This window comes from Pedobacter sp. ASV12, from assembly GCF_016429155.1.
Classification (GTDB): Bacteria; Bacteroidota; Bacteroidia; order Sphingobacteriales; family Sphingobacteriaceae; genus Pedobacter.
Window position 1 is genome coordinate 1 of the sequence record NZ_JAELUC010000091.1, and the last position, 14,847, is coordinate 14,847.

Genomic DNA, 14,847 nt, shown 5'->3' on the forward strand with positions numbered 1-14,847 from the left:
CCCCCCCCCCCCCCCCCCCCCCCCCCCCCCCCCCCCCCCCCCCCCCCCCCCCATTTTAGATGTGTATAAGAGACAGCTTTCAAACTGTTCGATGGCCACCGCATTGGCCCGAAGTCGATCCTTAAAAACCGAAGTTTCAAAATTTCGTTGCGCGGTATCGGCGGCCACTTCATCTATTTCTACGGCATGCACCTCAGCCTGATCAAACCGCTGGGCTAACATCAAAGCAATCACCCCTGTTCCTGTTCCAATATCCAAAATACGCTTGGGCGCTTCGCTTTCGGTCAACACGGCCAGCAATATGCCATCCGTATTGATTTTCATGGCGCAACCACTTTGGTCTACTTCGAACTGCTTGAACCTAAATATGCTCATCTTTCGTAAAGCTCTAAAGGCAAACCATCCGGGTCGGCAAAAAAGGCAAACTTCCGGCCGGTAAACTCATCGATCCTGATCGGCTCGGTCACAATGCCTTTAGCATTTAGTTCAGCAACTGTTTTTTGCACATCGTCTACCTCAAAAGCCAAGTGCCTCAAACCCGCAGCTTCTGGCCGCGAAGGCCGGGCAGGCGGATTTTCAAATGAAAAAAGCTCCAGCTGATAAATCCCGTTCACAGCCAAGTCGAGCTTGTACGATTTTCTTTCTTCGCGATAAACTTCTGCCAACACTTCAAACCCCAGCTGGTTCACGTAAAAGTATTTAGAGCGTTCGTAATCTGTACAAATAATAGCAATATGATGGATGCGGTTAAACATGGCGTTGAATTGCGGTAAGCAAATATTAATTTTTGAACTTTAAGATGACAAAGTTGCGTATTCTATCCTTCAAAATTGAATGATTTTTCATTAAAAAACGCTAAATTTGCGGCATCAAAAATAAAGCATGATTCATTTCTTTTTAAGTCAATCCGACACGATTTTTGTTTTGCAAACAGCTCAATCGCTCCTTTCAACTGATGTTCCTAAATTAGAATGGCTTTTCGGCGATGCCAAGTTGCAGCAAGAAACCATACTCAACGGTACTTTTGTTGGGCCGCGCGCGGCCATGATTACTCCTTGGAGCACCAACGCCGTTGAAATTACTCAGAATATGGGCATTGAGGGCATCATCAGGATTGAAGAATTTAAAAAGATAGGTGCCGATTTTTCCGACTTCGACCCCATGCTTTCGCAAAAATACGACCAGCTTGGACAGGATATCTATACCATCAATATCCAGCCCGAACCCATCTTGGAGATTACCGACATTGCTGCCTATAACAAACAGGAAGGCCTTTCTTTAAGCGACGAGGAGGTTGAATATTTAAATTCGCTTGCTCAAAAACTAGGCAGGGCATTAACCGATTCTGAAGTATTCGGCTTCTCGCAAGTCAATTCAGAGCACTGCCGCCATAAAATATTTAACGGAAAATTTGTGATTGATGGCGTAGAACAGCCTACTTCGCTGTTTAAGCTGATCCGCAAAACTTCTGAAGAAAATCCGAACGATATCGTTTCGGCCTACAAAGACAACGTCGCTTTTATCAAAGGCCCTGTTGTACAACAATTTGCACCTAAACGTGCCGACGAGCCCGATTATTACGCTACCAGCGATTTCGAATCCGTGATTTCGCTCAAAGCCGAAACCCATAACTTCCCCACTACAGTTGAGCCTTTCAATGGTGCGGCAACTGGTTCGGGGGGCGAAATCAGAGACAGGCTGGCTGGCGGACAAGGCTCTTTGCCCCTGGCCGGAACCGCCGTTTACATGACCGCCTTTTCGCGATTGGAAGAAAACCGCCCTTGGGAAAAAGCCATGGAAGCAAGGCAATGGCTGTACCAAACACCAATGGACATCTTGATCAAGGCTTCAAACGGTGCCAGCGATTTCGGCAACAAATTTGGCCAGCCCCTCATTACCGGCTCGGTACTTACTTTCGAGCATGAAGAAGATGCCCGCAAGCTGGGATTCGACAAGGTAATTATGCTTGCCGGCGGCATTGGTTACGGCAAGGCCAGTCAGGCGAAGAAACAAAAACCATCAACCGGCGACAATATCGTTGTGCTGGGCGGCGAAAACTATAGGATTGGAATGGGTGGTGCAGCCGTATCTTCGGCCGATACTGGTGCCCATGGAAGCGGCATTGAACTGAATGCCATCCAACGTTCTAACCCAGAAATGCAAAAAAGAGCGGCCAATGCTGTTCGCGGCATGGTAGAAAGCGATAACAACCTCATTATTTCTATCCACGACCACGGCGCTGGTGGCCACCTGAACTGTTTGTCGGAACTGGTAGAAGAAACCGGCGGCAAAATAGATTTAGACAAATTGCCGGTTGGCGACCCTACCCTTTCGGCCAAAGAGATCATCGGCAACGAATCTCAAGAGCGAATGGGATTGGTTATCAGTGCGGAGCATACCCAAACGCTGCAAAAAATTGCCGACCGCGAGCGTTCGCCTATGTATACCGTGGGCAAGGTAACCGGCGACCATCGTTTTACTTTCCAATCGGCCAGTACCGGTATCAAGCCAATGGATCTCGAACTGAAAGACATGTTTGGCAGTTCGCCCAAAATGGTGATGGAAGACCAGAAAGTTGACAGAAAATACAGCGACCTTACTTATAGCGATTCGCAAATTGCCACTTATGTAGAGCAGGTACTGCAACTAGAGGCTGTAGCTTCGAAAGATTGGCTAACCAACAAGGTAGACAGGTGCGTAGGTGGTCGCGTGGCCAAGCAGCAATGTGCCGGTCCGCTGCAATTGCCTTTAAACAACTGTGGCGTAATGGCCTTAGATTACCAAGGCAAGGAAGGCATCGCCACTTCGGTAGGCCACTCGCCGCTTTCTGCTTTGATTGACGCAGGCGCAGGAAGCAGAAATGCCATTGCCGAATCGCTTTCAAATGTGGTTTGGGCACCGCTTAAAGATGGCCTGAAAAGTGTTTCGCTTTCGGCCAACTGGATGTGGGCTTGTAAAAACGAAGGCGAAGATGCCCGTTTATACGAAGCCGTAAAAGCTTGTTCCGACTTTGCCATCGAATTGCAGATTAACATTCCAACCGGAAAGGATTCGCTGTCGATGAAGCAAAAATACAAAGATGGCGATGTAATTGCCCCGGGAACCGTGATTATTTCGGCCGCTGGCAACTGCAACGACATTACCAAAGTAGTTGAGCCTGTTTTGCAAAAAGACGGTGGCGCTATCTATTACATCAACCTTTCTAACGATGCCTATCACCTGGGAGGTTCTTCTTTTGCGCAGATTCTCAATAAAATCGGCACTTCGGCACCCGATGTTAAGGATGCCGTACAGTTCAGCAATGCTTTCAATACCATCCAGCAACTCATTAAGGAAGATAAAATCCAGGCCGGCCACGATATTGGCAGCGGAGGCTTGATCACCACCTTGTTAGAGCTTTGTTTTGCCGACCGCAATTTGGGCGCAAGCATTGATTTAACTGCTTTGGGCGAAGCAGACAGCACCAAAGTGCTATTTGCAGAAAACATTGGCCTGGTATTTCAGGCCACAGCCGATGCTGAGGAACTATTAAAAGCTAATGGCGTAACTTACCATAAAATTGGCGAGGTAAACCACCAGGCTACCTTGAAATTGGCCAATCATGGTGCCAATTTTAGTTTTGACATCGACCACCTTCGTGATGTATGGTTCAAGACTTCTTACCTTTTAGACCAAAAACAAAGTGGTCCTCAAAAAGCAAAAGAGCGTTTTGACAATTACAAAAACCAACCTTTAAAATATAGCTTCCCTACGCAGTTTACCGGCAAAAAACCGGTAATCGATTCGAGCAAGCCACGTCCGAAAGCGGCAGTTATCCGCGAAAAAGGCAGTAATTCGGAGCGCGAATTGGCCAATGCGATGTATTTGGCGGGTTTCGACGTCAAAGACGTACACATGACCGACCTGATTTCGGGCCGGGAAACTTTGGAAGACATCCAGTTTATTGGTGCCGTTGGCGGTTTTTCCAACTCCGATGTTTTAGGTTCGGCTAAAGGTTGGGCCGGTGCATTCATGTACAACGAAAAGGCAAGAGTGGCTTTGGCTAATTTCTTCAATCGCCAAGACACACTTTCGGTAGGCATTTGCAACGGTTGCCAGCTTTTCATAGAATTGGGCCTGATCAACAGCAACCACAGCGAAAAACCAAAAATGCTACACAACGAAAGCCATAAACACGAAAGTATCTTTACTTCTTTAACTATCCAAGAGAACAATTCGGTGATGCTTTCTTCGTTGGCAGGCAGTACTTTGGGCGTATGGGTATCGCATGGCGAGGGCCGTTTCCAGTTGCCTTACGAAGAATCCAAATACCATATCGTATCTAAATACGGCTACGAAAGCTATCCGGCTAATCCAAACGGCTCAGACTACAACACGGCCATGCTTTGCGACGAAACAGGCCGCCATTTGGTAATGATGCCACATATTGAACGTTCTTTATTCCAATGGCACTGGGCTAACTATCCAAAAGGGCGCCAAGATGAAGTTTCGCCTTGGATGGAAGCCTTCGTAAACGCCAGACAATGGATCGAGCAACAAGGCCAATAAGCAACAAAATATCAAAAGCTATCTCCAAATGAGGTAGCTTTTTTTGTTGGCAGGCTACTGTACAGGCCATATCGAGGCGAAGAACATCAAAAATTGCGATTTCACCTCTAAAATGGCCGTTATTTTGGCAATTATTTGTATGTTTGGGCATGTTCAACATCATCAAACGATGAATAGCGTTGAACCAAACAAAGCCAAACCCCGCCAGGTTGCCGGCCCCAATCAGATATAGATTTTAGCATTTTTGCGCCAATTGTATAGAAAACAAGTATGTGCGGGATAACAGGATTTATCGATCATACAGGAACCTTAACGGAGCAGCATCTCCGAAAAGCGTCTGCCTCCATCGCCCATCGCGGCGGCAATGGCAGCGGCTTTATTATCGATACCCAAGCCCATTACACTTTAGCCATGGCCAATGAGCGTTTGGCCACCATAGACCTGAGTCCCAAAAGCCAACAGCCACTTACTTCCAACTGTGGCAATTACAGCATTACTTTTAATGGCACCATTTACAATTATCTCGAATTGAGGGAGGCCCTGATCAAATACGGCATTGCCTTTTCTACGTTAACCGACACCGAAGTAATCCTTGAAAGTTATAAGCGATGGGGCTACAAGGCCTTCGAAAAACTCGACGGTTCCTTTGCTTTCGCCTTGTTCGACAGGAAACAAAATCAGCTGCTGCTGGCCAAAGACGAAATAGGCGCCAAGCCCTTGTATTATTTCAAGCAAAAAGGCTGCTACGCCTTCGCCTCCGAAATCAGGGCTTTGCTGCAGTACCCCGCTATTGAAAAGGCGATTAGCCCTAATGCGCTGGCTACTTATTTCAGGTACGGCTACTTCATCGGCGAAGAAACCATTTACCAGCACATCTACAAGTTTAAAAAAGGCATGCTGACCACGATAGACATCCACAGTGGCAACAGTTACGACAGTCCGTTAACCATGCGCAAGCCTCCGCAGGTTGCAAACGAAACGCAAAGCGAAGAAGAAATCCTGGCTAAAATCGAGGAACTGCTAACCGAATCCATTTTAAAAAGAAACGTGGCCGATGTGCCTATAGGCTTATTGCTGAGCGGTGGCTATGATAGCGCCACAACTGCAGCCATTTTGCAAAAAAACCAAACCAAAAGGATAAAAACCTATACGCTCGGCTTTAAAGGCGAAAAACTTGACGAGGTGCCACAAGCTCGAAAAATAGCCGAGTACCTCAAAACCAATCACCACGAGCTCTACCTCGATAAAAACCAGGCACGAATGATCCTGAAGGAGCTGCCAGAGGTTTTTGATGAGCCCATTGGCGATAGCGGCGCCATTCCCTTAATGTTTATCGCATCGAACGTAAATAAAGAATATAAGGTATTGCTCAGCGCCGAAGGTGGCGACGAGCTTTTTGGTGGCTATCGAACGTACTCGCGTGCCTTGCAGTTTGAACGGTTGCAAAAAAGAAAAATCCCGAAACTGATTAAACGTTTGGTGCTGGGGCTGCTCAAAAAAACGCGTCCGCAGCTAAAGGAGGTCATAGAAGCCGAAAACCTGTTGGCCAAATACCTCGAAATCAACGCCAGCTTTACGCGCCACCAGATCAATAGGTTGCTCAATACGAGCAACGCGCCCAGCAAGGGCATAGAACGAAAGGCACAAAACATCAAAGACCTGTTGATTTACGACCTGCACAACTACCTGCCCAATAATATTCTTTTTAAAAGCGAGCGGTGTTTTGCGCATTATGGCATAGACAACCGTGATGCCTTGCTCAAAACCGACCTTGTTGAGTACCTGGCCACCCTGGATTCGAAATGGTTTATCAAAGACGGCGAACAGAAATACCTGCTCAAAAAAATCACCAATAAATACATCCCGGCCTCTTACCTCAAAAAACCACAAAAAGGCTTTGGCATTCCACTGGCCAACTGGCTTAAAACTTCTTTCAAGCCCTTGATAGAAACCTATCTTTCGGCCGAAAAACTAAACAGCCATGGCTTGCTTAACCTGAAGGAGGTGCAGAAAATCAAAAACAACTTCTATACCAACGGCTCCGCCTACAATGCCCAAAAGGTTTGGTTGCTGCTGCAATTCCAAATGTGGCACGAAAGATGGGTGGCGTAAAATAAAAAAGCGGTGACAAAATCACCGCCTTTGGAGCACTTTCGGAGCGTTACCTTTATATTATGGTGTGATGGTATAATTAATCGGCATATTGTAGCGAACCCTAACCGCTTGTTTGTTTTGACGGCCGGCTTTCCACTTAGGCGATTTCTTGATCACGCGCATGGCTTCCTCATCACAGCCGCCACCAATGCCCTTCACTAGGTTCACGTTACTGATAGAACCATCGGTTTCGACCACAAAACTTACATATACCTTTCCCTGAATGCCATTTTCTTGTGCCATATAAGGATACCTTAGGTTTTTTTGGATAAATTTGGCCCAGGCCGCCATCCCACCCGGAAATTCCGGATATTCTTCTACACCTGCCAATTCAACAATGGCACCCGGTTCGTTAGTACCTGTTGTTGCATTTCCGCCACCCCCACCTGTATTCGTGCTCGGCTCAACGGCATTTACTTTTCCAGCAACACCCTCTTGCGTGGTATTAGAAATTACCGCCTCTTGAACCTGCGCCGTTGTTGGTGGCTCTTCAATAGTTTCCTCCACCATTTTAATATTGGCAGTTAGCTTAACCGATTTAACGGGCGCAGGATCTTTGATGGGTTCAGCCTTGGCAGGCTCCTCTTTTTTCGGCTCTTCCTTCTTCATTTCGTGGATGGGCTGCTGCGACAATTCTACCGGAATAACCTTATCGGCTATTTCTTTAGGCTCGTGCGCAAACATTTTAGCATAGATCATAGGCCCTACAAACAGCATTGCAAACAAAGGCGCCACGATCATAAACGATCTGAACAAGATACTTGCCGACTGCATCCTTAAGGCGTAAGCGCCATAATCCTTGTTTCTGTTGTTGAATACGAGAGCGAGCCACTCGCTGCCGTACAAATTTGATGAATTGTTGAACATAGCTTTTAGGTTTTTCAACTATGATGTTAGTTGATTAGATATTCCATAAAGCAATTCAAAATATTTTTTTTTTGACCTCTTGGGAAGCCTGCACCTGTGAAGTTTTAGAAACGTTGCATGCCTAGGCTCGAGTTAAACTTTACAAGTATTAGCAAGCATCAAAAATATTTATCCACATCAAACCCTATTTATTTCTAGAAATTTTGAAGAAAAAAATCGTATTTTAACAAAAAATAACATTTTTTATCACCAAAAAATCAATTATCATTGAAAAAACAGATTAAAAAATATATTTTTGGACAAAATTTTAAACTAATCCATGAAAAGTCTAAGAACTATTGCTCTAAAAGAGGCGCAAACCAGAGTATCACCTGAAGTTAAGGCCCCTTCTACTAAAATTTCTGAATTTTTCGGTTCAAATGTTTTTGACAAGAAAAAAATGAAGGACTACTTGTCCAAAGAAGTTTTCGAAAAACTAATGGCATCCATTGGTCAGGGAGAACTCATCAACCAGGAAGATGCCAATCAGATTGCGTCGGCAATGAAAACTTGGGCCATGGGCAAAGGTGCTACCCACTATACGCACTGGTTTCAGCCATTAACAGGTTCAACTGCCGAAAAACACGATTCGTTTTTTGAGCCAAGCGGCGACGGCGCTATCGAGAAGTTTTCTGGCAGCGCATTGGTACAACAAGAACCAGATGCTTCAAGCTTCCCTAACGGTGGTATCCGCAATACGTTCGAGGCCCGTGGCTACACGGCTTGGGACCCTTCTTCACCTGCATTCATCATGGAAAGCAAAGCAGGCAAAACCCTTTGCATTCCAACTGTATTTGTTTCTTATACCGGCGAAGCCTTAGATTACAAAGCTCCATTGCTAAAGGCATTGGCCGCTATGGACAAAGCTGCCGTTGATGTTTGTCAATATTTCGATAAAAGCATCACTAAAGTGAATGCTTCATTGGGTATCGAGCAAGAATATTTCTTGGTTGATTTAGCCCTATACAACGCCCGCCCTGATTTGGTATTGACTGGTCGTACCTTGTTCGGACACATGTCTGCAAAAGGCCAACAACTGGAAGACCACTATTTCGGCTCTATTCCTGAGCGCGTATACGCTTACATGGTAGATTTCGAAAATGAGGCGCTTAAATTAGGCATCCCTCTAAAAACCCGTCACAACGAGGTTGCACCTTCGCAATTTGAGTGTGCCCCTATTTACGAAGAAATCAACTTGGCTATCGACCATAACCAATTGTTAATGGATTTGATGGACAAGGTTGCCTTAAGACATAACTTTAAAGTATTATTGCACGAAAAGCCTTATGCAGGCATCAATGGATCGGGCAAGCACAACAACTGGTCGCTAATTACCGATACCGGCAAAAACTTGTTGGCTCCAGGCAAAACGCCTAAAAACAACTTGATGTTCCTGACTTTCTTCGTAAACACCATTAAAGCGGTGCACGAACATGCCGATTTGTTGAGAGCCAGCATTACTTCAGTAAGCAACGACCACCGTTTGGGTGCCAACGAAGCTCCTCCTGCAATCATTTCTATTTTCTTAGGACAACAGTTAGACGAAATTTTAGATGAAATCGAGCATTCTCGCATCAGCAAGAAAGCCAAAGAAGACAATGGTTTGTGGCTAGGCATCCCTAAAATTCCGCAAATCTCTTTAGATAACACCGATCGTAACCGTACTTCTCCTTTTGCCTTTACCGGCAACAAATTCGAATTGAGAGCGGTAGGTTCTTCGGCTAACTCATCTGCTCCAATGACTGTATTGAACGCGATTGTTGCAGACCAATTGACCAAGTTTAAGATTGATGTAGATAAATTGATCAAAAAAGGCGACAAAAAAGACGTGGCTTTGTTAACCGTGATCAAAAGATACATCAAAGAATCAAAAGACATCCGTTTCGAAGGCAATGGCTATAGCCAAGAATGGGCTGATGAGGCTGCCAAACGCGGTTTGTCGAACATCAAAACTACGCCAAAAGCTTTGGACGCCTATGTAAGCGACAAATCAACCGACCTGTTTGTTAAAACCAACATCTTCAGCAAACGCGAACTGCATGCCCGCCATGAGATTTTGCTAGAAAGCTTCTACAAAAAACTACAGATCGAGGCCAGAGTAATGGGCGAAGTAACCAACAGTCAGATTTTGCCTGCAGCTATCGCCTATCAAAATACCTTGATCGAAAATGCCAAAGGACTTAAAGAACTTGGCTTGAGCAAAGAAGCCATCGCTACGCCATTGGCGATCATCGAAAAACTTTCTGAGCACATCGGTATTGTTAAGAAAAGCATCGATACCATGCTTGAAGAACGCAAGAAAACCAATGCCATCGAAGACAGCCGCGACAAGGCAATCGGTTATGACGAGAAAGTTAAAGTTTACTTTGACACCATCCGTTACCATACTGACAAATTGGAGCAAATTGTTGACGATAGCGTTTGGCCATTGCCAAAATTCAGAGAATTACTCTTTTTAAAATAGAAACTTTAAATTTAAGGTTAAAGCGCCCCGAAATTCGGGGCGCTTTTTTTTATTTTGCTTGTTTATATTGACGGGTAAGCAATTCATCTATGCTTAATTTCCCCGCACCAAAAAACAGCAAAACCAATAACATCGCTATATAATAAAGCGGTATTTCGAAACCATTGTTGCCTGCTTCAAATCCATTAGCCCAGTGCACTGTAGCAATGGCCACTAGCATGGTAACGATTAAAGGAATGGCGATTAACCGCGTGCCCAAACCAAGAGCCAACAATACTACTCCGAGCACTTCTGTACCTGTGGCCAGGTATGCGTTTACATGCGGCAAGGGGATACCAATTTCTTCAAACCAAGATGCAATATCAGCAATGTTGGCCAGTTTCATTTTCGCGGGTCCATAAAAACCATAGGCGAGCACAAGCCTAAGCGAAAGCAATGGCAACCACTGGACCTTGTTGAACAGGGCTACAGTTGCGAAATACTTTGTACGTATTTTCATATTCAATAAAAGATTAATTTATAAAACCGAGCAGCAACTGCTGTTCGATGGCTTTTGCTATAAAACCAGCCACCATATCCCTATCGGCCATGGATAAGGCCAACTGGTATTCGCTTTCAAACCTGCCCAACAACTGAGGCAGCGTTAAAGCTTCGCCGGCCAAATACTCGACGACCCTAAACATTGCAGGCGACAATTCGTTGAACTTTACCTCTCCTTCCTTATCGCGATGGGCAACTACATAATAATCGCTTTTATCTTTTTCAATGATTTGGAGAGGGTTTTTAAGATGTACAGGATACCTGAATAACAGCATAGCCAATTCTGGATTAAGCACCAGCTTATCTTCCAAACTATTTCCTATCTGCCTATAGCCGACAACCCGGTCTTCCATCATAAATAATTCTATCTCTATCCATTCAAACCATAACAGGTCTTTTAGAACCGGGTATTTGATTAGAATTGGATGCTGTTTTTCTATGAGATAGGCATAAAACTCCTTTGGCATATACCAAACCTGTGGAGAATGACATGGATGTTTGGAGAGAAAATCGTCTACCGTATTTTTCCATTCTTTTTTAGACAGCAATTCAAATGTTAACGGATAGGCATTTTCGAGGGTATCGTTAACTACATTGGAAACCAATCTTCTGTAATACGATACATTTTTTCGGTTAACGCCAGGAATATGCGTCATTTTTCCGGTACGGCAGTATGCTGCCAATGCCGATTGATGTTGAAAAGTTGTTGTTGTATCAGGCTGCTGCATAAGGCTGTACTTTAATTGCTTTGTTCTTGATCGATTTCAGTTTATCCATTTCCTGCTGCAGCTCGCCCATCTCAGGGATATTAAAATCGCGTTCCAACAATACCGGCACATCCCTTCCCAACTGCTGCATGGCAAAATCAAACAGCTCATATACCGGATCTACAATGGCTTCGCCGTGCGTATCGATGATCAGCGTATCCGACACCTGCAAATGGCCAGCCATGTGGATATAACTCACCTTATCCATTGGCAATTGCTTTAAAAACGCCTTGGCATCATAGCCGTGGTTAAAGCTGTTCACATAAACATTGTTCACATCCAGCAACAGGCCGCAGTTTGCCTCGGTTATGATTGCGTTAATAAATTCGATTTCTGATAGTTCTGGCGCAACAGGCGTATAATAGCTTACAATTTCTATAGCGATCTGCCTTTCTAACACATCTTGTACCGTCCTGATCCTCCCTGCCACATGCTTCACCGCCTCGGCTGTAAAAGGAATGGGCAAAAGATCGTACAAATGGGCATTGTCACACTTGGCATAGCTTAAATGTTCAGAATAAATGCGCGCGCCTGTTTCGGCTAAAAACGTCTTGACCTTACTCAAAAATTCAAAATCTAATTCGTCGGGACTCCCAACAGAAAGCGACAAGCCATGTGTAAACAACGGATACTTTTCTAAGGCCCTACGGAATTGTTTTTTCCAAAAGCCTCCAACACCTATCCAATTTTCGGGTGCCACTTCGATAAATTCCGGTCTCAAAGCTGTATTTCCCAGAAATTCGGAAGCAAAATCTTTTCTATAACCTATGCCTACCATTGTTTTAAGACTTAAAGATTTTAGGTGAGCGATCTCACCTAAAATCTGGTTCAACGCTGTGTTATCCTTTTGTTTTTGGTTTGGTCTTTTTGTCGCCACATTTGCCTTCGCCACATTTACCTTCCTTGCCTTTTTTCGCAACAGAATCTGCTTTGCCTTTTGCGCCGCATTTAAGATCTAGGCTTTTGACACCTGTTTCTCCCTTTGTCAATAAATTTGTTCTCAGTTCTTCGGCAGTGCCCAAACTGTTGTGACTAAACAGGCCCGATGCACTAGCTGTAAAACCTGATACTGCGATAATAGCTCCTGCGATTAGTGAACTGGCGATCATGCTTTTTTTCTTTTCCATGTTGTTAAAATTTTGATTTTAAGATTTCTTTCCTGTTTAGTAGCGCAAGCGAGTCAAACCTTACAAAAAAAATTTTCTCCAGTTAAAGAAACCTGAAAAGCCATCCCGATTTACTGTCCGTTTTTCCCTTAAAACCGCTATCTTTGTAGCAACATGAGCGATAACAGGTACAACCAACGTGGCGTTTCGGCCTCGAAAGAAGATGTGCACAATGCCATCAAAAACATCGACAAGGGAATTTTTCCGCAAGCATTCTGCAAAATCATTCCGGATATTTTAGGAAACGACGAAAACTACTGCAACATCATGCATGCCGATGGCGCGGGAACCAAGTCTTCGCTGGCTTACACCTACTGGAAAGAGACCGGCGATATTTCGGTTTGGAAAGGGATTGCCCAGGATGCCATCATCATGAACCTGGACGATCTGATCTGCGTGGGCGCTACCGACAATATCTTGTTATCCTCAACCATTGGGCGCAACAAAAACCTTATTCCTGGTGAAGTTATTGCGGCCATTATCAATGGCACCGAAGAAATTTTGGCCGAATTGCGCGAATTGGGCATTTCTATCTACTCTACTGGAGGCGAAACCGCCGACGTGGGCGATTTGGTAAGAACCATTATCGTCGATTCGACCGTAACCTGCCGCCTCAAACGTGAAGAGGTCATCAGCAACCATACTATCCAGCCCGGCGATGTGATTATCGGCTTGGCTTCTTACGGACAAGCCAGCTACGAAAGCGAGTATAATGGTGGCATGGGCTCTAACGGATTGACTTCTGCCCGTCATGATGTATTTGAAAAATCGATAGCCAATAGTTACCCAGAAAGCTTTGACCCTGCCGTACCTCTGGATCTTGTATTTTCTGGCGGCAAGAAATTAACCGATCTGGTAGCCATCGACGATCAACATAGTATAACCGCAGGCAAACTGGTACTCTCTCCTACCCGTACGTATGCCCCGGTGCTTAAAAAAATACTGGACCAATACAGAAAAGACATCCATGGCTTGGTTCACTGCAGCGGTGGTGCACAAACCAAGGTATTGCATTTCATTAATAACGATATACATGTAATTAAGGATAACCTGTTTCCTGTTCCACCTTTGTTTAAACTGATCCAAGAACAATCGGGCACCGACTGGAAAGAAATGTATAAGGTATTTAACATGGGGCACCGCATGGAAATTTATGCGCCTGCCGCCATTGCCGAAGACCTGATTGCCATTTCAAAAAGTTTTAACATCGATGCCCAAATTATTGGCCGAGTAGAGAAAGGCGAACAAAAACAAGTGACCTTAACCAGCGAGAAGGGAACTTTCGTTTACAACTAACCCAAAAGGATATTAAAAAAGCCCCGACAAAATCGGGGCTTTTTATGTTGGTTAGCGTAGCTAAGTTTTAACCAATTTTTGCCTTGAATAAATCTACGGTTCGTTGCCAAGCCAGTTTAGCGGCAGTTTCATTATACCGGGTTGGCGAAGTATCGTTGTTAAAGGCATGGTTTACGCCATCATAGATATAGAGTTTGTAATTGATATGGCTGGCTTTTAGGGCTTGCTCGTAAGCCGGAATGCCCGCGTTGATCCGTTCATCCAATCCGCCGTAGTGCAACATAATGCTGGCCTTTATTTTAGGCACGTCTTCGGCCTTTGGCTGGGCGCCATAGTAAGCTACCGCGGCCATCAGATTTGGATCATTAACTGCCAGTTTATTGGCCATGCCCCCGCCCCAGCAAAAACCTACACAAGCCGTTTTGCCATTGCCATCTTTGTGTTTTCTCAAATATTCCAATCCTTTAAGATAGTTTTGCAGATTCTTATCGGCATCAAGCTTGCCAATCAGTTCGCGACCTTTATCTTCATCTGCCGGCGTTCCACCAAACGGAGAAAGTGCGTCTATGCCTAAAGCCAGAAAGCCTTCGGCTGCCATACGTTTAGTTACATCGATGATATGTGGATTAAGCCCTCTGTTTTCATGAATCACCACGACGCCTCCTAAGTTTTTTTTGTTTTTGGGTTTGGCCAATACGGCTTTCATTTCGCCATCGGCGCCTGCATAGCTGACATTTTCAACGCTGATATCTTCGCTATGAAAACCAGCTGCACTTGCATAGTTGTTTTCGAGCATGGGCAGAACGCTCAATGCCAGTGCCGTGCTTCCAGTTAGGATAGCTAACTTTTTCATAAACGCTGCCCTGCTCAACCGGCTATGGGGGGTCTCTTATACACATCTGACGCTGCCGACGAACCACGACATGGGTGGTTGTGGGGGGGGGGGGGGGGGTGGAGAGAGGGGGGGGGGGGGGGGGGGGGGGGGGGGGGGGGGGGGGGGGGGGGG

The 14,847-nt window shown here is 45.2% G+C and carries 12 protein-coding genes; 4 read left to right on the forward strand and 8 right to left on the reverse strand.

The genetic code is table 11. The annotated features are described in order from the left end of the window. On the reverse strand, positions 1–375 hold a 375-nt coding region (locus tag JHD69_RS16735), incomplete at its 3' end, for a methyltransferase (protein ID WP_199141493.1). Next, positions 372–755, reverse strand: a complete 384-nt coding sequence (gene gloA2, locus JHD69_RS16740) for an SMU1112c/YaeR family gloxylase I-like metalloprotein (RefSeq protein ID WP_199141494.1) — start codon at positions 753–755, stop codon at positions 372–374. The genes gloA2 and JHD69_RS16735, both read right to left, overlap by 4 nt. Positions 756–882: 127 nt before the next feature. Here gloA2 and purL point away from each other — a divergent pair, with 127 nt between their 5' ends. Continuing rightward, a complete protein-coding gene (gene purL / locus JHD69_RS16745; protein ID WP_199141495.1) occupies positions 883–4,548 on the forward strand; it encodes a phosphoribosylformylglycinamidine synthase in 3,666 nt (1,221 codons plus the stop codon). 270 nt (positions 4,549–4,818) lie between these two features. Further along, positions 4,819–6,660: an asparagine synthase (glutamine-hydrolyzing) gene (asnB, locus tag JHD69_RS16750; RefSeq protein WP_199141496.1), complete on the forward strand. Its 1,842-nt coding sequence runs from the start codon at positions 4,819–4,821 to the stop codon at positions 6,658–6,660. Between the two features lie 60 nt (positions 6,661–6,720). On the opposite strand, the gene JHD69_RS16755 is transcribed toward asnB, so the two are convergent. Continuing rightward, positions 6,721–7,587 carry an energy transducer TonB gene (locus JHD69_RS16755; protein ID WP_199141497.1) on the reverse strand — a complete coding sequence of 289 codons (867 nt, stop codon included), beginning with the start codon at positions 7,585–7,587 and terminating at the stop codon, positions 6,721–6,723. 301 nt (positions 7,588–7,888) lie between these two features. Here JHD69_RS16755 and JHD69_RS16760 point away from each other — a divergent pair, with 301 nt between their 5' ends. Further along, the gene (locus JHD69_RS16760) at positions 7,889–10,072 is read left to right on the forward strand and encodes a glutamine synthetase III family protein (RefSeq protein WP_199141498.1); all 2,184 of its coding nucleotides are present in this window, start codon (positions 7,889–7,891) and stop codon (positions 10,070–10,072) included. A 49-nt stretch (positions 10,073–10,121) separates the two neighbouring features. Here the strand turns inward: JHD69_RS16760 and JHD69_RS16765 are convergent, their stop codons facing one another. The 4 genes from JHD69_RS16765 to JHD69_RS16780 all read right to left on the reverse strand — a co-directional run bounded on the left by JHD69_RS16765 (position 10,122) and on the right by JHD69_RS16780 (position 12,506). Further along, complete coding sequence (locus JHD69_RS16765; protein ID WP_199141499.1) at positions 10,122–10,571, reverse strand: HvfX family Cu-binding RiPP maturation protein; 450 nt, start codon at positions 10,569–10,571, stop codon at positions 10,122–10,124. 13 nt (positions 10,572–10,584) lie between these two features. Beyond that, entirely contained in the window at positions 10,585–11,295 is a 711-nt protein-coding gene (locus JHD69_RS16770) for an HvfC/BufC N-terminal domain-containing protein (RefSeq protein ID WP_199141500.1), read from the reverse strand. A gap of 31 nt (positions 11,296–11,326) precedes the next feature. Further along, positions 11,327–12,157, reverse strand: coding sequence for an HvfB family MNIO-type RiPP peptide maturase (locus JHD69_RS16775; protein ID WP_199141501.1), 831 nt, complete (start codon positions 12,155–12,157; stop codon positions 11,327–11,329). A 61-nt stretch (positions 12,158–12,218) separates the two neighbouring features. Beyond that, positions 12,219–12,506, reverse strand: coding sequence for a hypothetical protein (locus JHD69_RS16780; RefSeq protein WP_199141502.1), 288 nt, complete (start codon positions 12,504–12,506; stop codon positions 12,219–12,221). Between the two features lie 153 nt (positions 12,507–12,659). Here JHD69_RS16780 and JHD69_RS16785 point away from each other — a divergent pair, with 153 nt between their 5' ends. Next, on the forward strand, positions 12,660–13,841 hold the full coding sequence (locus JHD69_RS16785) for an AIR synthase related protein (protein WP_199141503.1): 1,182 nt from the start codon (positions 12,660–12,662) through the stop codon (positions 13,839–13,841). 67 nt (positions 13,842–13,908) lie between these two features. On the opposite strand, the gene JHD69_RS16790 is transcribed toward JHD69_RS16785, so the two are convergent. Further along, the gene (locus tag JHD69_RS16790; protein ID WP_199141504.1) at positions 13,909–14,694 is read right to left on the reverse strand and encodes a dienelactone hydrolase family protein; all 786 of its coding nucleotides are present in this window, start codon (positions 14,692–14,694) and stop codon (positions 13,909–13,911) included. Between the last annotated feature and the right edge of the window lie 153 nt (positions 14,695–14,847).

Coding starts and splice junctions, on each gene's coding strand:
- gloA2 (WP_199141494.1), bottom strand. CDS start 755: ATGTTTAACCGCATCCATCATATTGCTATTATTTGTACAGATTACGAA.
- purL (WP_199141495.1), top strand. CDS start 883: ATGATTCATTTCTTTTTAAGTCAATCCGACACGATTTTTGTTTTGCAA.
- asnB (WP_199141496.1), top strand. CDS start 4,819: ATGTGCGGGATAACAGGATTTATCGATCATACAGGAACCTTAACGGAG.
- JHD69_RS16760 (WP_199141498.1), top strand. CDS start 7,889: ATGAAAAGTCTAAGAACTATTGCTCTAAAAGAGGCGCAAACCAGAGTA.
- JHD69_RS16765 (WP_199141499.1), bottom strand. CDS start 10,571: ATGAAAATACGTACAAAGTATTTCGCAACTGTAGCCCTGTTCAACAAG.
- JHD69_RS16775 (WP_199141501.1), bottom strand. CDS start 12,157: ATGGTAGGCATAGGTTATAGAAAAGATTTTGCTTCCGAATTTCTGGGA.
- JHD69_RS16780 (WP_199141502.1), bottom strand. CDS start 12,506: ATGGAAAAGAAAAAAAGCATGATCGCCAGTTCACTAATCGCAGGAGCT.
- JHD69_RS16785 (WP_199141503.1), top strand. CDS start 12,660: ATGAGCGATAACAGGTACAACCAACGTGGCGTTTCGGCCTCGAAAGAA.
- JHD69_RS16790 (WP_199141504.1), bottom strand. CDS start 14,694: ATGAAAAAGTTAGCTATCCTAACTGGAAGCACGGCACTGGCATTGAGC.